The organism is Micromonospora sp. NPDC023644 (assembly GCF_040640115.1).
Taxonomy (GTDB): Bacteria; Actinomycetota; Actinomycetes; order Mycobacteriales; family Micromonosporaceae; genus Micromonospora.
In genome coordinates this window covers 1-21,051 of sequence record NZ_JBFABA010000078.1, presented here as the reverse complement: position 1 = coordinate 21,051, position 21,051 = coordinate 1, and the positions used below count along the sequence as shown (strand labels likewise).

At 76.1% G+C, this 21,051-nt stretch carries 3 protein-coding genes; all 3 read left to right on the top strand.

Annotation, left to right across the window (positions count from 1 at the left end):
• Positions 1-663, top strand: a 663-nt coding sequence (locus AB0G08_RS28625) for a phosphopantetheine-binding protein (protein ID WP_358093607.1), incomplete at its 5' end; no start/stop codon positions are given.
• A 221-nt stretch (positions 664-884) separates the two neighbouring features.
• Entirely contained in the window at positions 885-1,745 is an 861-nt protein-coding gene (locus tag AB0G08_RS28620) for a metallophosphoesterase (protein WP_358093604.1), read from the top strand.
• 326 nt (positions 1,746-2,071) lie between these two features.
• Positions 2,072-21,051, top strand: an 18,980-nt coding sequence (locus AB0G08_RS28615) for an SDR family NAD(P)-dependent oxidoreductase (protein WP_358093601.1), incomplete at its 3' end; no start/stop codon positions are given.

The following is a 21,051-nucleotide window of genomic DNA, read 5'->3' as shown; positions in this document are numbered from 1 at the left end:
GAGGGTCAGGTGGTGGTGGCGGATGTGCGGTGGGATCGGTTCGTGCCGTCGTTCACGGCGTTGCGTCCGTCCCGCCTGTTCACCGACATCCCCGAGGCCCAGCCCGGGCCGGACGCGGAGGCGCCGAAGGGCGAGGACCGCGGCGCGGCGTCGGCGCTGCGTGAGCGCCTGGCCGCCGCCTCCGGGCCGGAGCGCGACCGCATCCTGCTCGACCTGGTCCGCGGCACCGCCGCGGCGGTGCTGGGGCACGCCACGCCCGGCGTGATCAGGCCCGGCCGTGGCTTCCTCGAACTGGGCTTCGACTCGCTCACCGCCGTCGAGCTGCGCAACCGGCTGACCGCCGAAACGGGCATCGGGCTGCCCGCCACCCTCGTCTTCGACCACCCGACGCCGGCCGCGCTCGCTGGTCACCTGCGGGCCGAGTTGGCCCCCGAGCAGCCGGCGTTGCCGATCGTGGCGGAGATCGAACGCCTCGACAAGCTCCTCGGCGGGCTGCCGGGCGACCAGGTCGACGACGCGGTCGTCGGCCGGCTGGAGGAGCTGGTGGCCAGGTGGCGGGGACGACCCGCCGCCGCACCGGCGCCGGCCGTGGCGGAGGAGTTGGAGTCAGCGAGCCGGGAGGAGCTCTTCGACATCATCCAGCGGGAGTTCGGCAAGTCCTGACCGGACGGTGGGGGCGCCCCGCCGGCGCGGGTACGCCGTGCCGTGGCCGACGCCGGCCACGGCACGGCCGCCTAGGGGTGCGCGCAGCCCGTCTAGGGGTGTGCCTGTGTGGGCCCGGCTCCGTAGGGTCGGAGCCCGTCAGGCCGTCTCGCCCTGCCCACCGGCAGGCGAGCGGTGCGGATGTGGGTGCGTGCGGTACCCCGGATGGACGGGAGGTCCGCATGGCCGGATCCGGCCTGCCTCAGTTGCTCGCCATCAGTGACCTGCACGTGGTCCACGCGGAGAACAAGGCCATCGTCGAACGGCTGCGGCCGGAGCGCGAGGGCGACTGGCTCATCGTCGCCGGTGACGTCGGCGAGTTCGTCGCCGACGTCGAGTGGGCGCTCGGACTGCTCAGCCGCCGGTTCGCCAAGGTGATCTGGGCCCCCGGCAACCACGAGCTCTGGACCCCCCGCGAGGACCCGATCCAGCTGCGGGGGGACGCGCGCTACCAGCACCTGGTGGAACTCTGCCGCGGGCTCGGGGTGGTCACTCCCGAGGACCCGTACCCCGTCTGGGACCCGCAGGGAGACGATCCCGTCCTGATCGCCCCGCTGTTCGTGCTCTACGACTACACCTTCCGGCCGGCCGGGACGTACACCCGGGAGCAGGCCCTGGCGCGGGCGCACGAGGTCGGCGTGGTCTGCACCGACGAGATCCTGCTGCACCCGGACCCGTACCCGACCCGGGACGCCTGGTGCCGGGCGCGGCTGGCCCTGACCGAGCGCCGGCTCACCGCGGAACGGGGTGGGCTGCCCACCGTCCTGGTCAACCACTTCCCGCTCGTCCGGGAGCCCACCCGGATCCTGCGGTACCCGGAGTTCGCGCAGTGGTGCGGCACCGAGGCCACCGCCGACTGGCACGTCCGTTTCGACGCCCGCGTCGCCGTCTACGGCCACCTGCACATCCCGCGCACCACCTGGTACGACGGGGTCCGGTTCGAGGAGGTCTCGGTGGGCTACCCCCGGGAGTGGCGTCGCCGCTCGACGCCCCCGGGACGGCTGCGCCGCATCCTGCCCGCGGTCGCCGGACAGCCCGCCTGAGCGGCCGTCGCGATGCTGGTCACGGCTCCCTCGCCGGCCCGTCGCGACGGCCCTCGCGGGCCGGCCGATCAGGGGTTCTCTAGGGGTTGGGCGCGCGATGGGCGCTCAGTACCGTCCAGTCACGGTGGCGGGCATGTGTCGGCGGGACGGTCCGGCGTGGCGGGCGCCTGAGCAGGCACGACAACCGGAATTCGGAACAGGTGTCGGGTTCATGAGCCGAAACGGCCATGTCTCCACCCACCTGTGCACGAAGCCGTTCCGTCGGCGGTGGTGTGGTCAACGAATCGGCAGATTCCGATCGATAGCAAGCTCTGGGCGGGTGGGTCATGGCGGACGAAGACAAGCTCCTCGAACACCTGAAGTGGGTGACCTCCGAGCTCCGCCTGGCGCGCCGGCGCCTGACCGAGCTGGAGAACGAGGACGCCGAGCCGATCGCGATCGTCGGCATGGCCTGCCGGTTCCCCGGCGGGGTCGCCTCGCCGGAGGATCTCTGGGACCTGGTCGCGGGCGGTGTGGACGCCACCGGCACGTTCCCCGACGACCGGGGCTGGGACCTCGACGGGCTCTACGACCCCGACCCGGACCACCCCGGCACCACCTACAGCAACCGGGGCGGCTTCCTGCGCGACGCCGGCCTGTTCGACCCGAGCCTGTTCGGGATCTCGCCGCGCGAGGCGCTGGCCATGGACCCGCAGCAGCGGCTCCTGCTCGAGGTGACCTGGGAGGTCTTCGAGCGGGCCGGCATCGACGCCACGTCGGTGCGGGGCAGCCGTACCGGGGTGTTCGTCGGCACCGCGGGGCAGGACTACACGTCGGTGCTGCGGCAACTGCCCGAGGGCACGGAGGGCTACGTCCTCACCGGCACGGCCGCGAGCGTCATGTCCGGCCGGCTGGCGTACTCCTTCGGGCTGGAGGGGCCGGCCGTCACGATCGACACCGCCTGCTCCTCCTCGCTGGTCGCCCTGCACCTCGCCGGTCAGGCCCTGCGCGACGGCGAGTGCTCCCTCGCCGTGGCCGGCGGCGTGACCGTGCTGGCCACGCCCGGCGCCTTCGTCGAGTTCTCCCGCCAGCGGGGGCTCGCCTCCGACGGGCGGTGCAAGGCATTCTCCGCCGACGCCGACGGGACCGGCTGGTCCGAGGGCGTCGCCATGCTGCTCGTCGAGAAGCTCTCCGACGCCCGGCGCAACGGTCACCCCGTCCTGGCGGTGATCCGGGGCAGCGCCGTGAACCAGGACGGCGCCAGCAGCGGCCTGACCGCCCCCAACGGTCCCTCGCAGCAGCGGGTCATCCGGCAGGCGCTCGAGAACGCCCGGCTCACCCCGTCCGACATCGACGTCGTCGAGGCGCACGGCACGGGCACCCGGCTCGGCGACCCGATCGAGGCTCAGGCGCTGCTGGCCACGTACGGCCAGGGCCGGCCCACCGACCGGCCGCTGTGGCTGGGGTCGCTGAAGTCGAACATCGGTCACCCGCAGGCCGCGGCCGGCGCCGGCGGCGTCATCAAGATGGTGATGGCGATGCGCCACGGCGTGCTGCCGCCCACCCTGCACGTCGCCCAGCCGTCCCCGCACATCGACTGGTCGACCGGCGCCGTGTCCCTGCTGGACGAGGCCCGCCCGTGGACGGGCGGCGAGCACGTCCGCAGGGCCGCCGTGTCGTCCTTCGGCATGAGCGGCACGAACGCCCACCTGATCCTGGAGCAGGCGCCCACCGCCGACCCGGCCGCCGACGAGGCCACCCCGGCCCGCCGGCCCGCCGTCGCGCCGGTGCTGCTCTCCGCCGCGCACCCCGCGGCGTTGTCCGCGCAGGCCGGCCGGTGGGCCCGCTGGCTGGGCGACGACGAGGAGCAGCGCCCGCTCGACGTGGCCTGGTCGTCGGTGGTGTCCCGGTCGACGCTCGACCGGCGCGCGGTGGTGCTCGCCGAGGACCGGGCGGGCCTGCTGGCCGGCCTGGAGTCCCTGGCGGCGGGCGAGTCGTCGGGCACGGTGGTCACCGGCCAGGCCGGGGACCGGGGCCCGCTGGCGGTGCTCTTCTCCGGCCAGGGCGCGCAGCGCGCCGGCATGGGCCGGGAGCTGTACGGCGAGTTCCCCGTCTTCGCCGCCGCCCTGGACGAGGCGTGCGGGCACCTGGACCGGGTGCTGCCGCGCCCGCTCAAGGAGGTGCTGTTCGCGGAGGCGGGCACCCCCGAGGCGGAGCTGCTGGACCAGACCGCCTTCACCCAGGCCGGGCTGTTCGCCGTCGAGGTGGCGCTGTTCCGGCTGGTGGAGTCGTTCGGCGTGGTGCCGGACTTCGTGGGCGGACACTCGATCGGCGAGATCGCCGCGGCGCACGTGGCCGGGGTGCTGTCCCTCCAGGACGCCTGCCTGCTTGTGGCGGCGCGGGGTCGGCTGATGCAGTCGCTGCCCGACGGCGGCGGCATGCTCGCCGTCGCCGCCGACGAGGCGGCGGTGGTCGGGTCCATCGCCGGGCTGGCCGACCGGGTCGGCATCGCGGCGGTCAACGGTCCGACCTCGGTCGTGGTGTCCGGCGCCGTCGACGCGCTCGACGAGGTGGAGCGGACCTGGCGGGACCGGGGTGTGCGTACCCGCCGGTTGACCGTGAGCCACGCGTTCCACAGCCCGCTGATGGAGCCGGTGCTGGAGCGGTTCCGCGGCATCGTCGAGCGGCTGACCTTCGCCGCGCCCACGCTGCCGATCGTGTCGAACCTGACCGGGGCGCTCGCCGACGCCGACGAGATTCGCACCCCGCAGTACTGGGTGCGGCACGTCCGCGAGGCCGTGCGCTACGCCGACGGGATCGCCGCCCTGCGCGACGCCGGTGTCGACACCTTCCTGGAGGTCGGTCCGCGCAGCGTGCTGACCGCGATGACGGCGGACGTCCTGCCGGACGACGACGTGCTGACCGTCGCCACCCAGCGCCGGGACCGGCCGGAGGCGCAGGCGCTCCTGGCGGCGCTGGCCGAGCTGCACGTGCACGGGGTGCCGGTGAGCTGGCAGCCGTGGTTCGCCGACACCGCCGCCCGGCGGGTGGACCTGCCCACGTACGCCTTCCAGCGGGAGCGGTTCTGGCCCGAGGTGGTGCCGTGGCGGGTCGGCGACGTGTCCGGCGCCGGCCTGGGCGTGGCGGGGCACCCGCTGCTCGGTGCGGCGGTGCGGCTCGCCGGCGACGACGAGGTGGTGCTGACCGGCCGGTTGTCGGCGTCGACGCACCCGTGGCTCGCGGACCACGTGGTCGGCGGTGCCGTGGTGGTGCCGGGCACCGCGCTGGTGGAGCTGGCGGTGCGCGCCGGCGACGAGGTGGGCGCGTCGCGGGTGCGGGAGCTGACCGTGGCGGCGCCGCTGGTGCTGCCGGAGTCCGGTGCGGTACGCGTGCAGGTGCGGGTCGGCGCTGCCGACGGCTCCGCCGCCCGGTCGGTCTCCGTGTACTCCCAGCCCGAGGACGACGACGCCGAGTGGCTGCGGCACGCCGACGGCGTGCTCGAACCGGTGTCGGCCGACGAGCCGGGCGTCGGGGCGTGGCCCCCGGCGGGCGCGACCGAGGTGGACCTGACCGGCTGGTATCCGGCGCTGGCGGAGCACGGCCTGTCGTACGGGCCGGTGTTCCAGGGCGTTCGGCGGGCCTGGACGGCCGACGGCGAGGCCTTCGCCGAGGTGGCGCTGCCGGACGGGGCGGCGGGGGACGCGACCGCGTTCGGGGTGCACCCGGCGCTGCTGGACGCCGCGCTGCACCCGGTGGCGCTGCTGCTGGCGGCGGAGGCGGCGAGCGGGCCGCGCGTGCCGTTCGCGTTCGAGGGTGTGCAGGTGCACGCCTCGGGTGCCAGGACGCTGCGGGTGCGGTTGACCCGGGACGGCTCCGGGGTGCGGCTGGTCGCCTGCGACGCGTCGGGCGCGCCGGTGGTGTCGGTGGACTCCCTGGTGCTGCGGGAGATGACCGCCACGGCGACCCGGGGCGCCGCCGCCCGGTCGCTGTTCGACGTGGCCTGGCAGGCCGACCAGATCGTCGGAGTCGACGACCTGCCGGGGTGGGCGGCGCTGGGCCGGCAGACCCCGGCCGCGCTGCCCGAGCTGCCGGTCTTCGCGGACGTGGCGGCGCTGGCGGCGGGCGGGGCCGCGCCCCGGCAGGTGCTGCTGACGGTGCCGGCCGGCGAGCCCGGCGTCGCCGTGCCGGAGGCCGTGCGGGCGGTCACCAACGGTGTCCTGGACGTGCTGCGGTCCTGGCTCGCCGCCGAGCCGCTGGCGGACACCAAGCTCGTGGTGGTGACCCGGGGCGCGGTGGCCGCCGGGGACGACGACCAGGTCACCGACCTGGCGGCCGCGGCGGTCTGGGGCCTGCTGCGGTCGGCGCAGTCGGAGCACCCGGGGCGGATCGTCCTGGCCGACGTCGAGGGCGAGCTGACCCCCGCGACCCTCGCCGTGCTGGCCGGGGCCGCGATCGACCCGTCGGTCTCCGGCGGGCAGCTCGCACTGCGGGGCGAGCGGACCCTCGTGCCGAGGCTGGTACGGCCGGTGGGCGACGAGCTGACGCCGCCGTCCGGGCCGTGGCACCTGGCCGCGGTGGCGCCCGGCACCCTGGACGGGATCGAGCTGGTCCGTGCCGTGCCCGGGGCGCTGGACGCGGGGCAGGTACGCATCGCCGTGCGCGCGGCGGGGGTGAACTTCCGCGACGTGTTGATCGCGTTGGGGATGTACCCGGATCCGGCGGCCGTGATGGGCAGCGAGGGCGCGGGCGTGGTGGTCGAGGTCGGCCCCGGCGTGACCGACCTGGCGCCGGGCGACCGGGTGATGGGCATGTTCGAACTCGGGTTCAGCCCGCAGGCGGTCGCCCACCGGGAGCGCATCGCCAAGATGCCCGCCGGCTGGACCTTCACCCAGGCGGCGTCCGTCCCCCTGGTCTTCCTGACCGCGTACTACGCGCTGCGCGACCTGGCCGGCCTGCGGGCCGGCGAGTCGGTGCTCATCCACAACGGGGCGGGCGGCGTCGGCATGGCCGCCATCCAGCTCGCCCACCACCTCGGCGCCACCGTCCACGCGACGGCGAGCCCCGGCAAGTGGGGCGTGCTGCGTGGCCTCGGGGTGGCCGAGGAGCGGATCGCGTCGTCGCGGACCACGGAGTTCGAGCAGGTCTTCGGCGCGGCCACCGGTGGCGCCGGGGTGGACGTGGTGCTGGACGCGTTGGCCGGCGAGTTCGTCGACGCGTCGCTGCGGCTGCTGCCGCGGGGCGGCCGGTTCGTGGAGATGGGCAAGGCCGACCTGCGCGACCCGGAGGCGGTCGCCGCCGACCACCCGGGCGTGGCCTACCGGGCGTTCGACCTGAACGAGGCGGGCAGCACCCGGATCGGCGAGATGCTCACCGAGGTGCTCGCCCTCTTCGCGCAGGGCGCGCTGCGGCCGCTGCCCGTACGGGCGTGGGACGTGCGGCAGGCCCGGCAGGCGCTGCGGCACGTCAGCCAGGCCCGCCACGTCGGCAAGGTGGTGCTCCGCATCCCCGCGCCCCTCGACCCCGAGGGCACCGTGCTGGTCACCGGCGCGGCCGGGACCCTGGCCGGCGTGGTCGCGCGACACCTGGTCGCCACCGGCCAGGCCCGCCACCTGCTGCTGGCCTCCCGGCGCGAACCCGGCCGGCCCGGCGCCGACGACTACGCCGCCCTGGTCCGGGAACTGACCGACGCGGGCGCCGACGTCACCGCCGTGACGGTCGACGTCAGCGATCCCGCGCAGGTCACCGGGCTGGTCGCCGGGATCGACCCGGCACACCCGTTGACCGCGGTGGTGCACACCGCCGGGATGATCGCCGACGCGACCATCGGCTCGCTGGACGAGTCCGCCCTGCGTACGGTGATGGCGCCCAAGGTGGACGCCGGCTGGGCGCTGCACGAGGCGACCCGGCACCTGGACCTCGCGGCGTTCGTGCTGTTCTCCTCCGTCGCGGCGACCCTCGGCTCCCCGGGGCAGGGCAACTACGCGGCCGCCAACGCGTTCCTCGACGCCCTCGCCCAGCACCGCCGGCAGCAGGGGCTGCCCGCCACCAGCATCGCCTGGGGCATGTGGGCCACCGCCAGCGCGATGACCGCCCACCTCGACGGCGACGACCAGCAGCGGCTGCGGCGGGTCGGAATGAGCGGTCTCTCCCCGGCCGAGGGCGCCGAACTCCTCGACGCCGCCCTGCCGGCGGTGCAACCGGTCGTCGTCGCGGCCCGACTCCAGGTCACCGGCGAGGCGAGCCACGTGCCGCCGCTGCTGCGGCACCTGCTGCGCGGCGGACGGCGTCGCGCGGCCACCGACCAGCCGACCGTCGGGACGTCGTGGCGCGACCGGCTCGCCGGCCTGTCCGAGGCGGACGCCCGGCAGGCGCTGGTCGACCTCGTCTGCGGGCAGGCCGCCACGGTGCTGGGTCACGCCTCGGCGCAGGCGGTCCCCGCCGCCCGGGCCTTCAAGGACCTCGGGTTCGACTCGCTGACCTCGGTGGAACTGCGCAACCGGCTGGGCGCCGCGACCGGGCTGCGGCTCTCCGCCACGCTGGCCTTCGACCACCCCACCCCGGCCCGGTTGGCCGACCACCTGTTCGCGCAGCTCGGCCCGTCCACCGGCGCCGGCCCCACGGTCCGTACGGTCGTCACCGCCGACGCCGACGAGCCGATCGCCATCATCGGCATGGCCTGCCGCTACCCCGGCGGTGTCGCCACCCCCGAGCAGCTGTGGCAGCTCGTCACCTCCGGTTCCGACGCGATCGGCGAATTCCCCACCGACCGCGGCTGGGACCTCGACCGGCTGTACGGCACGGACGGCGACCAGGCGGGCGGCACCGTCACCGACCAGGGCGGCTTCCTCTACGACGCGGCCGACTTCGACGCCGGCTTCTTCAACATCAGCCCCCGCGAGGCGCTGGCCATGGACCCGCAGCAGCGGCTGCTGCTGGAGACCGCCTGGGAGAGCTTCGAGTACGCCCGCATCGACCCCACCGCGCTCAGCGGCACCGCCACCGGTGTCTTCATCGGCGCCGCCTCCTCCGGCTACGCCACCAGCGGACGCGACGACCTGGACGGCCTCGAGGGGCACCTGCTGACCGGCACCGCGGGCAGCGTCGCCTCCGGACGGGTCGCCTACACGTTCGGCCTCGAAGGCCCGGCCGTAACCGTCGACACCGCCTGCTCCTCGTCCCTGGTGGCGCTGCACCTCGCCGCCCAGGCGCTGCGCGGCGGCGAGTGCGACATGGCCCTGGCCGGCGGGGTGGCGCTGATGGGGCAGCCCGGCATGTTCTCCGAGTTCTCCCGGCAGGGCGGGCTGGCCCCGGACGGGCGCTGCAAGGCGTTCGCCGCCGGCGCCGACGGCACCGGCTGGTCCGAGGGCGTGGGGATGCTGCTGGTGGAGCGCCTGTCCGACGCCCGGCGCAACGGGCACCGGGTGCTCGCCGTGGTGCGCGGCTCCGCGGTCAACCAGGACGGCGCGTCCAACGGGCTGACCGCCCCGAACGGCCCGTCGCAACAGCGGGTGATCCGGCAGGCCCTGGAGAACGCGCGGCTGACCCCGGCGGACGTGGACGCCGTCGAGGCGCACGGCACCGGCACCGTTCTCGGCGACCCGATCGAGGCGCAGGCGGTGCTGGCCACCTACGGGCAGGACCGCGACGGCGGGGAACCGCTCTGGCTCGGCTCGATCAAGTCGAACATCGGTCACGCGCAGGCGGCGGCCGGTGTGGCCGGCGTGATCAAGATGGTGCAGGCGATGCGGCACGGCGTGCTGCCACCGACCCTGCACGTGGACGAGCCGTCGCCCCACGTCGACTGGAGCGCCGGGGCGGTCGCCCTGCTCACCGACGCGCGGCCGTGGCCGGCGGTCGAGCGGCCGCGCCGGGCGGCGGTGTCGTCGTTCGGCATCAGCGGCACCAACGCGCACACCATCATCGAGCAGGCGCCCGACGAGCCGGCCCCGGCGACGCCCCCGCCGGCGGGAGAGCTTCCCGGCCTGGTCGGGCCCGCCGCCGTACCCCTGCTGGTGTCCGGCCGGAGCCCCCGCGCGCTCGGTGCGCAGGCCGCCCGCCTCGCCGAGCGGCTCGCCGCCGCCGCCGACCTGGACCCGCGCGACCTCGGGTTCTCCCTGGCCGCCCAGCGGGCCCACCACCCGTACCGCGCGGTCGTCGTGGCCGCCGACCGGGACGACGCGGTCACCCGACTGGCCGCCCTCGCCTCCGCCGACAGCTCGCCGGCCGGCGTGGACGCCGCGCCGAAGGTCGTCTTCGTCTTCCCGGGCCAGGGCTCCCAGTGGACGGGGATGGCGCTGGACCTGCTGGAGACCTCGCCGGTCTTCCGGCAGCACATGGGGGAGTGCGCCGAGGAGCTGTCCCGGCTGGTGGACTGGTCCCTCGAGGACGTGCTCCGGCAGGCGCCCGGTGCGCCGCCCCTGGACCGGGTGGACGTGGTCCAGCCCGCGCTCTTCTCCGTCATGGTGTCCCTGGCGCAGCTCTGGCGCTCGTGCGGCATCGAACCGGCCGCCGTCGTCGGGCACTCGCAGGGCGAACTCGCGGCGGCCTGCGTCGCCGGCGCGCTGACCCTCGCCGACGCGGCGCGGCTCGTCGTGGCGCGCAGCCGCGGCCTGCTGGCGATCGCCGGTCGGGGCGGCATGGTGTCCGTCCCGCTCCCGGCCGCCGACACCGAGCAGCTGATCGCGCCGTGGCGGGGGAGCCTCTCCGTCGCCGCCCTCAACGGCGCCGCCGTGACCGTGGTCGCCGGCGATTCGGCGTCGGTCGCCGCGCTGATCGCGCACTGCGCCGAGCGCGACATCCGCGCCCGGCAGGTCGCCGTGGACTTCGCGGCGCACAGCGGTCACGTCGACGCGATCCGCGACGACGTGACCGCCGGATTCGGCACCGTCGACCCGCGGTCCACGACGGTGGCCTTCCACTCCACCGTCACCGGCGAGCCGATCGACACCGCCGAGCTCGACGCGGACTACTGGTACCGCAACCTGCGCGAGACGGTCCGGCTCGCGCCGGTCGTGGACCGGCTGATCGAACAGGGCTTCCGGGCCTTCGTCGAGGTCAGCCCGCACCCCGTGCTCAAGGTGGCCGTCCAGGACGCGCTCGACAGGGCCGCCGGCGCCGGAGTGATGGTGGGCTCGCTGCGCCGCGACGAGAACGGGCCGCGCCAGCTGCTGGCCAACCTGGGCGACCTGCACGTCGCCGGGGTGCCCGTCGACTGGGCGGGCGTGTTCGCCGGTTCCGGCGCCGCCCCGGTCGACCTGCCCACGTACGCCTTCCAGCGGGACCGGTTCTGGCCGGCGGTCGACCGGTCCGCGACCGGCGACGTGTCGGGCGCGGGGCTGGGCGCGGCCGGGCACGGGCTGCTCGGCGCGGCGGTGCGCCTCGCCGGTGACGACGAGGTCGTGCTGACCGGCCGGCTGTCGGCGTCGACGCACCCCTGGCTGGCGGACCACGTGGTCGGCGGCGCGCTGGTGCTGCCGGGCACCGCCCTGGTCGAGCTCGCGGTGCGGGCCGGCGACGAGGTCGGCGTCTCGCGGGTGCGGGAGCTGACCGTCGCCGCGCCGCTGGTGCTGCCGAACTCGGGCGCGGTCCGCGTGCAGGTGCGCGTCGGCGCGGCCGACGGCTCCGGCGCCCGGCCCGTGGCGGTGCACTCGCAGCCCGACGGCGACCCCGAGGACGCGTGGACGCGGCACGCCGACGGCCTGCTGGAGGAGGCCACCGACGAGCCGACGTTGGGCCCCTGGCCGCCCACCGGGGGCGCCGAGGTGGACCTCGCCGGCTGGTACCCGGCGCTGGCGGAGCGCGGCCTGGCCTACGGGCCGGCGTTCCGGGGCCTGCGGCGGCTGTGGACCGCCGGCGACGAGGCGTACGCCGAGGTCGCCCTGCCGGACGAGGCGGCCGCCGACGCGGCCAGCTTCGCCGTGCACCCGGCACTGCTGGACGCCGCGCTGCACCCCGTCGGGCTGCTGCTGACCGAGCGGTCCGGCGGACCGCGCGTGCCCTTCGCGTTCGAGGGCGTGCAGGTGCACGCGTCCGGCGCCAGGACGCTGCGGGTGCGGCTGACCCGGTCGGGCTCGCGCGTGCGGCTGGTGGCCGGCGACGAGTCCGGCGCGCCGGTGGTGTCCGTCGAGTCGCTCGCCCTGCGGGAGATGACCGACGCCTCCGGCGCCGAGGCCGCGGAGCGGTCGCTGTTCGAGGTGACGTGGCAGACCGAGCCGGTCACCCCGGCGCGGGACGTCTCCGGCTGGGCGCTGCTCGGCGACGGGGACGCGCCGGCGGGCCTGGCCACGCCGGTCTTCCCGACCGTCGACGAGCTGACCGCGGCGGTCTCGGCCGGCTCGGCCGAGGCGCCCCGCGCGCTGGTCCTCCCGGTGCGCGCCGGCACGCCGGAAAGCGACCTGCCCGACCTCGTCCGTACGGCCACCGCCCGGGTCCTGGCCGTGGTGCGGTCCTGGCTGGACAGCTCGGCCCTGGCCGACACGACGCTGGTGGTGCTGACCCGCGGCGCCGTGGCCGCCACCCCGGCCGACGCGCTGCGGGACCTGCCCGGCGCGGCGGTCTGGGGCCTGCTGCGCTCCGCGCAGTCCGAGCACCCGGGGCGGATCGTCCTCGCCGACGTCGACGGCGAACTCACCCCGGCCACCCTCGCCGTGCTGGCCGCCGTGGCCGAGGACCCGTCGGCCACCGGCGGTCAGGTGGCCGTACGCGGCGACGAGGTGCGCACCCCCCGCCTGGGCCGGCCCGCCGGCACGGCCGCCGAGGAACTCGTCCCGCCGGCCGGGCTGTGGCGGGTCGGGGCGGTCAGCCCCGGCACGCTGGACGGCATCGGCATGGTGCCCGCCACGGCCGTCGCCCTGGACGCGGGCCAGGTGCGCATCGCCGTGCGCGCGGCCGGGGTCAACTTCCGCGACGTGCTGATCGGCCTCGGGATGTACCCCGATCCGACGGCCGTGATGGGCAGCGAGGGCGCCGGCGTGGTGCTCGAGGTCGGCCCCGGCGTGGCCGACCTGGCACCCGGCGACCGGGTGCTCGGCATGTTCGAGCCCGCCTTCGCCCCCGAGGTGATCGCCACCCGCGACCTCGTCGCGAAGATCCCCGCCGGCTGGTCCTTCGCCCAGGCCGCGTCCGTGCCGGTGGTCTTCCTGACCGCGTACTACGCGCTGCGGGACCTCGCCGACCTGCGGGCCGGCGAGTCCGTGCTCATCCACAACGGCGCCGGCGGCGTCGGCATGGCCGCCATCCAGCTCGCCCGACACTGGGGCGCGACGGTGTACGCCACCGCCAGCCCCGGCAAGTGGGGCGTGCTGCGCGGCCTGGGAGTCGCCGAGGAGCGGATCGCCTCCTCGCGGACCACCGAGTTCGAGCAGACCTTCGGCGCGGCCAGCGGCGGCGCCGGGATGGACGTGGTGCTGGACGCGTTGGCCGGCGAGTTCGTCGACGCGTCGCTGCGGCTGCTGCCCCGCGGCGGCCGGTTCGTGGAGATGGGCAAGGCCGACCTGCGCGACCCCGACGTGGTCGCCGCCCGGCACCCGGGCGTGACCTACCGCGCGTTCGACCTGAACGAGGCCGGCCACCGGCGCATCGGCGAGATGCTCACCGAGGTGCTCGCCCTCTTCGCGCAGGGCGCGCTGCGGCCACTGCCCGTACGGGCGTGGGACGTGCGGCAGGCCCGGCAGGCGCTGCGGCACATCAGCCAGGCCCGGCACATCGGCAAGGTCGTCCTGCGGGTGCCCGCGCCCGCCGACCCGGACGGCACCGTGCTGATCACCGGCGCCGGCGGCGCCCTCGCCGGCGTGTTCGCCCGGCACCTCGTCACCACCGGCCAGGCGCGGCACCTGCTGCTGGCCTCCCGGCGCGGCCCGGAGCAGTACCGGGACCTGGTCGAGGAGCTGACCCGCGCGGGCGCCCGGGTCACCGTCGGCACCGCCGACGTGGCCGACCCCGCGCAGGTGACCCGGCTGCTGGAACTGGTGGAGCCGGCGCACCCGCTGACCGCGGTGGTCCACACCGCCGGGGTCATCGCCGACGCGACCATCGGCTCGCTCGACGCGCCGGCCCTGCACGCCGTCCTGACGCCGAAGGTGGACGCCGGCTGGGCGCTGCACGAGGCCACCCGCCACCTGGACCTCGCGGCGTTCGTGCTGTTCTCCTCGGTGGCGGCCACCCTCGGCTCCCCGGGGCAGGCCAACTACGCGGCCGCCAACGCGTTCCTCGACGCCCTCGCCCGGCACCGCCGGGAGCAGGGCCTGCCCGCCACCAGCCTCGCCTGGGGCCTCTGGGCCACCAGCAGCGCCATGACCGCGCACCTGGGCGGCACCGAACACCGCAAGGCGATCCGCGCCACCAGCGCCCCGCTGACCGACCGGCAGGGCGTGGCGCTCTTCGAGCTGGCGCGGCAGCGCGGCAACGCGCACCTCGTCCTCATGAACCTGCCGCCGGCGGCGTCGCGGCCGACCGGCCAGCCCGTGCCCAGCCTGCTGCGTGACGTGGTCCGGGCCTCCAACCCGGCCCGGCGCGCGGTGGGCCGCGGCCTGGCGGACACCGCCTCGGTGCGGGACCGGCTGGCGATGCTCAGCCCGGCGGAGCGGCGCGGGCACCTGCTCGACCTGGTGGCCGGCAGCGTGGCGGCCGTGCTCGGGCACCGCTCGGCCGACGGCGTCGACGCCCAGCGCGCCTTCAAGGAACTGGGCTTCGACTCGCTCACCTCGGTGGAGCTGCGCAACCGGCTCTCCGCCGCGACCGGGTTGCGGCTGCCCGCGACCGTGGCGTTCGACTACCCCACCCCGGTGGTGCTCGCCGAGTTCCTCGACGAGGAACTCGGCGGCGCGGCCGCCGTGGACCGGCCCGCCGCGGTCGGCACCGCCGCCGCCCTCGACGAGCCGATCGCCATCATCGGCATGGCCTGCCGGTTCCCCGGCGACGTGCAGACCCCCGAGCAGCTCTGGGATGTGGTCACCAACGGCGCCGACGTCATCTCGCCGTTCCCCACCGACCGGGGCTGGAACCTCGACGACCTGCGTGCCGGCGGCGAGGACGACGCCTCCGTACCGCGCCAGGGCGGCTTCCTGCACGACGCCGCGCAGTTCGACGCCGCGTTCTTCGGGATCTCCCCCCGGGAGGCCCTCGCGATGGACCCGCAGCAGCGGCTGTTGCTGGAGACGTCCTGGGAGGCCTTCGAACGGGCCGGGATCGACCCCCACTCGGCGCGGGGCAGCAGCACCGGCGTCTACGTCGGGCTCATCTACCACGACTACGCCTCCCAGGCCGCCGGCACCGACGACGAACTGGGCGGCCACGTCGGCAACGGCAGCGCCGGCAGCGTCGCCTCGGGCCGGATCTCGTACCTGTTCGGCCTCGAGGGTCCCGCGGTCACCGTCGACACCGCCTGCTCGTCGTCGCTGGTGGCGCTGCACCTGGCCACCCAGGCGCTGCGGCAGGACGAGTGCCGGCTCGCGCTCGCCGGCGGGGTGAGCGTCATGTCCACCCCCGGCATGCTCACCGAGTTCTCCCGGCAACGCGGCCTGTCGCCCGACGGGCGGTGCAAGGCGTTCGGCGCGGGCGCCGACGGCACCGGCTTCGCCGAGGGCGTCGGCATGCTCCTGCTGGAGCGCCTCTCCGACGCGCAGCGCAACGGCCACCGCGTCCTCGCCGTCGTCCGCGGCAGCGCGGTGAACCAGGACGGCGCGAGCAGCGGCCTGACCGCGCCGAACGGGCCCGCCCAGCAGCGGGTGATCCGGCAGGCACTCGCCAACGCCCGGCTGACCACGACCGACGTGGACGCCGTCGAGGCGCACGGCACCGGCACCGCCCTGGGCGACCCGATCGAGGCGCAGGCGCTGCTGGCCACGTACGGGCAGGGCCGGCCGCAGGACCGGCCGCTGTGGCTGGGGTCGGTCAAGTCCAACATCGGCCACGCCCAGGCGGCGGCCGGCGTCGCCGGCGTGATCAAGATGGTGCTGGCGATGCGGCACGGCATGCTGCCGCCGACCCTGCACGCCGAGAAGCCGTCCCCGCACATCGACTGGACGACCGGGTCGGTCGCCCTGCTCACCGAGGCGCGGTCGTGGCCCGCCGCGGACCGGCCCCGCCGCGCGGCGGTGTCGTCGTTCGGCATCAGCGGCACCAACGCGCACACCATCATCGAGCAGGCCCCGGAGCCCGCCCCGGCGCAGCCCGCACCGCCCGCCACGGCCGTCCCGGGCGACCTCGTCGCCTGCGTCCTCTCGGCCCGCGACGACGCCGCCCTGCGCGCGCAGGCGCGCCGGCTGCGGAACCTGGTCGACGACGAGCCGGACCTGACCGTCGCCGACCTCGGCCGGGCGCTCGCCACCGGCCGGACCACCTTCGAGCACCGCGCGGTGCTGCTGCCCGGCGACCGCGCCGGACTGCTCACCGCCCTCGCCGCGCTGGCCGACGACGAGCCCTCGGCCGCCGTCGTGCGGGGGGTGGCCCGGACCGGACGGACCGCCGTCCTCTTCTCGGGTCAGGGGGCGCAGCGCGCCGGCATGGGTCGCGAGTTGTACGCGGCGTTCCCGGTCTTCGCCGCCGCCCTGGACGAGGTGTGTGGGCACCTTGATGCGCTGCTGCCGCGTGCGCTGCGTGAGGTGCTGTTCGCCGAGGCGGGCACGCCGGAGGCGGAGTTGCTGGACCAGACGGTGTTCACCCAGGCGGGGTTGTTCGCCGTCGAGGTGGCCCTGTTCCGGCTGGTCGAGTCGTTCGGTGTGGCGCCGGACCTGGTGGCCGGGCACTCCATCGGAGAGGTGGCCGCCGCCCACGTGGCCGGCCTGTTCAGCCTGGCCGACGCGTGCGCGCTGGTCGCCGCGCGCGGCCGGCTCATGCAGGCGCTGCCCGCCGGCGGCGGCATGCTCGCCGTGGCCGCCGCCGAGGACGCGGTGGCCGAGTCGATCGCGGGCCTGACCGACCGGATCGGCGTCGCGGCGGTGAACGCCCCGAACGCCGTGGTGGTCTCCGGGGACGTCGAGGCCCTGGGCGAGGTCGAGCGGCTCTGGCGGGACCGGGGCGCGCGCACCCGCCGGCTGACCGTCAGCCACGCGTTCCACAGCCCGCTGATGGAGCCGATGCTGGCCGAGTTCCGGCAGGTGCTCGACGGGCTGACGTTCCACTGGCCCGTCCTGCCGATCGTGTCCAACCTGACCGGCCAGGTCGCCGACCCGGACGAGATCGGCACCCCCGACTACTGGGTCCGGCACGTCCGGGAGACGGTCCGGTTCGCCGACGGCGTCGCGAGCCTCCGCGAGCGCAACGTCCGTACGTTCCTCGAACTCGGCCCCGACGCGGTGCTCGCCGGCATGGTGGGCGCCTGCCTGCCGGACGACGACGCCGCGCCGTCGGCGGCGGTCGTGGCGACCCTCCGCCCGGGGCGACCGGAACCGGTGTCGCTGGTCCACGCGCTGGCGGAGCTGCACGTGCACGGCGTGCCGGTCACCTGGACCGCCCTCCTGCCGGCCGCGACCCGCCCGGTGGACCTGCCGACGTACCCGTTCCAGCGGCAGCGCTTCTGGCCGGCCGTGGGCCGGCTGCGGGCCGGTGACGTCAGCGGCGCCGGCCTCGGCGTGGCCGGTCACGGGCTGCTCGGCGCGGCGGTGGACCTGGCCGGCGACGACGAGGTCGTGCTGACCGGCCGGATCTCCCTGAGCACGCACCCCTGGCTGGCCGACCACGTGGTCTCCGGCGTGACGCTGGTCCCGGGTACGGCGCTGGTCGAGCTGGCCGTGCGCGCCGGCGACGAGGTGGACCTGCCGCGGCTGCGCGACCTGACGGTGCTGGTGCCGCTGGTGCTCCCCGAGTCCGGCGCCGTACGGATCCAGGTGCGGGTCTCCGCGTCGGAGTCGCCGCAGCGCCCCGTCGCCGTCTACTCCCGTCCGCACGACGACCCCGAGGTGGGCTGGACCCGCCACGCGGAGGGCGTGCTGGAACCGGCGTCGGCGGACGAGCCGCGGCCGGCCGCCTGGCCGCCAGCCGGCGCCGCCGAGGTGGACCTGGCGGGCTGGTACCCGGCGCTGCTCGGGCACGGCCTGGCGTACGGGCCGGTGTTCCAGGGGCTGCGTCGGGTGTGGACCGCCGAGGAGGACGTGTACGCCGAGGTGGCGCTGCCGGACGACGCGGCGGCGGAGGCCGCCCGGTTCGGGGTGCACCCGGCGCTGCTGGACGCCGCTCTGCATCCGATCGGGCTGCTGCCGGGCACGGAGGAGTCGAGTGGGCCGCGGGTGCCGTTCGCGTTCGAGGGTGTGCAGGTGCACGCGTCGGGGGCGGGGCTGCTGCGGGTGCGGTTGACCCGCAACGGCTCCGGGGTGCGGCTGGTCGCCTGCGACGAGGCGGGCGTGCCGGTGGTGTCGGTGGACTCCCTCGTCCTGCGGGAGCTGACGGGCGTGGCCGCCGCGAGCGCGGCGTCCCGTTCGCTGTTCGAGGTGGCCTGGCAGGCCGAGGAGGCCGAGGCGGTCGACGACGCCTCCGGCTGGGCGGTGCTGGGCGGGCCGGCCCTGCCGGGCGTCCCCGGCGGTCCCTCCGCCGAGACGATCAGGCAGCTGCGGGCCGCGATCGACGCCGGCATCACGCCGCCGCGCCTGCTGCTGTTCACGCCGGCCGCATCGAGCGCCGACGACGCCCACCCGGCGGAGGCCGTACGCACGGTGACCTCCGACGTGCTGGGCCTGGTGCAGGCGTGGCTGGCCGCCGACGCGCTGGCGGACTCGAAGCTCGTGGTGGTGACCCGGGGCGCCGTGGCCGTCCGCGATGAGGACCGGGTGACCGACCTGGCGGCTGCGGCCGTGTGGGGCCTGCTGCGCGCGGCGCAGTCCGAGCACCCGGGCCGCATCGTCCTGGCCGACGTCGACGACGCGATGAACCCCGGCGTGCTGGGCATCCTGGCCCGCTTCGCCGCGGACCCGGCCGGCGGCCAGCTGGTCGTCCGCTCCGGCGCGGTGTTCGTGCCGCGCCTGGTGCGCGCGGTCGCCCCGGCGCCGGCGGACGCTCCCGTGGTCGGTGACGGCGCGGTGCTGGTGACCGGTGGTACGGGTGCGCTGGGCGCGCTGGTGGCGGAGCACCTGGTGTCGGTGCACGGGGTGCGGTCGCTGGTGCTGGTGTCGCGGCGTGGCCCCGAGGCCGCGGGTGCGGGCGAGTTGTCGGAGCGTTTGACCGGGCTGGGTGCCGCCGTTCGGGTGGTGGCCTGTGACGTGACGGACCGGGGCCAGGTCGGCGCGTTGGTTGCCGAGGTCGCCGCGGCGGGTCGCCTGGCGGGTGTGGTGCACACCGCGGGTGTGCTGGACGACGGGGTGATCGAGCGGGTCACCGACGAGCGGCTCGCGGGGGTGTTGGCGCCGAAGGTGTCGGCGGGTTGGTTCCTGCACGAGGCGACGGCGTCCCTGGACCTGGACTTGTTCGTCATGTTCTCGTCGGTGGCGGGTGTGCTGGGTTCGCCGGGTCAGTCGGCGTACGCGGCGGGTAACGCGTTCCTGGACGGGTTGGCGGTGTACCGGCGGCAGCTCGGCCTGCCGGCGGTGAGCCTGGCCTGGGGCATGTGGGACACCGCCGGCATGGCCGCGTCCATCGGCGGCAACGACCGGGCCCGGACGGCGCGCGCCGGACTCCGGCCGATGAACGCCCGCACCGGCCTGGAACTGTTCGACGCCGCGGTGGGGGCCGAGCGGACGGTGCTGGTGCCGGCCGTGATCGACGTACCCGCGCTGCGGGCGGCGGCCTCCGGCGCGGTCGTACCGCCGATGCTGCGCAACCTGGTCGACGTGGCGACGACCCGCCGCCGCGCCGGGCAGGGCGCCGGCGGCTGGGGCGACCGACTCGTCGGCCTCAGCGCCGAGGACGGCCTCGCGCAGGTGGACCAACTGGTGCGCGGTCTGGTCGCGCAGGTGCTCGGGCACGGCGGCGCGGAGGCGGTGCCGGCGGACCGGGCGTTCAAGGACCTGGGCTTCGACTCGCTGACCGCCGTCGAGCTGCGCAACCGGGTGAACGGCGCGACCGGCCTGCGCCTCACCTCGACCCTGGTGTTCGACTACCCGTCCCCGCAGGCCCTGGCGGCCCACGTGTACGCGGAACTCGCCGGCACCCGGCCCGGCGCCGTCGCTGCCGACGAGGCGGCGGCCGGCGACGCCGACGAGGCGATCGCGATCGTCGGCATGGCCTGCCGCTACCCCGGCGGGGTGGAGTCTCCCGACGAGCTGTGGAAGCTGGTCAGCACCGGCGGGGAGGGCATCGGGGAGTTCCCGGCCGACCGGGGCTGGGACCTGGAGTCGCTGTACGACCCGGACCCCGACCACGCCGGCACCTCGTACACCCGCCACGGCGGTTTCCTCTACGGCGCGGCGGAGTTCGACCCCGGCTTCTTCGGCATCTCGCCGCGCGAGGCCCTCGCGATGGACCCGCAGCACCGCCTGCTGCTGGAGGCGTCCTGGGAGACGTTCGAGTCGGCGGGCCTGGACCCGTCGGGCCTGCGGGGCAGCCGGACCGGCGTGTTCGCGGGCGTCATCTACCACGACTACTCGACGCGGCTCATGGAGACGCCCGAGGTCGAGGGCTACATCGGCACCGGCAACTCCGGCAGCGTGCTGTCGGGCCGGGTGGCGTACACGTTCGGCCTCGAAGGGCCGGCGGTGACCGTCGACACGGCGTGCTCGTCCAGCCTGGTGGCGCTGCACCTCGCGGTGCAGGCGTTGCGCAGCGGCGAGTGCGACCTGGCGCTGGCCGGCGGCGTGACGGTGATGGCCACGCCGGGCACCTTCGTGGAGTTCTCGCGCCAGCGGGGCCTGTCGGCCGACGGCCGGTGCCGGTCGTTCGCCGCGTCCGCCGACGGCACGGGCTGGTCCGAGGGCGTCGGCGTGCTGCTGGTGCAGCGCCTCTCCGACGCGCGGCGCGAGGGCCGGCGCATCCTGGCCGTCGTACGCGGCAGCGCCGTGAACCAGGACGGCGCGTCGAACGGGCTGACGGCGCCGAACGGCCCGTCGCAGCAGCGGGTGATCCGCCAGGCCCTCGCGTCGGCGCGGCTCTCCGCCGCCGACGTCGACGTGGTCGAGGCGCACGGCACCGGAACGACGCTGGGCGACCCGATCGAGGCGCAGGCCGTGCTGGCCACCTACGGGCAGGACCGGCAGGGCCGGGAGCCGCTGTGGCTCGGTTCCATCAAGTCGAACATCGGGCACGCCCAGGCTGCGGCCGGCGTCGCCGGTGTGATCAAGATGATCATGGCGATGCGGCACGGCCTGGTCCCGCCGACCCTGCACGTGGACGAGCCGTCCCCGCACATCGACTGGACCTCCGGGGCGGTGGCCCTCGCCACCGAGCCCACCCCGTGGCCGCAGGT

Coding starts and splice junctions, on each gene's coding strand:
- AB0G08_RS28620 (WP_358093604.1), top strand. CDS start 885: ATGGCCGGATCCGGCCTGCCTCAGTTGCTCGCCATCAGTGACCTGCAC.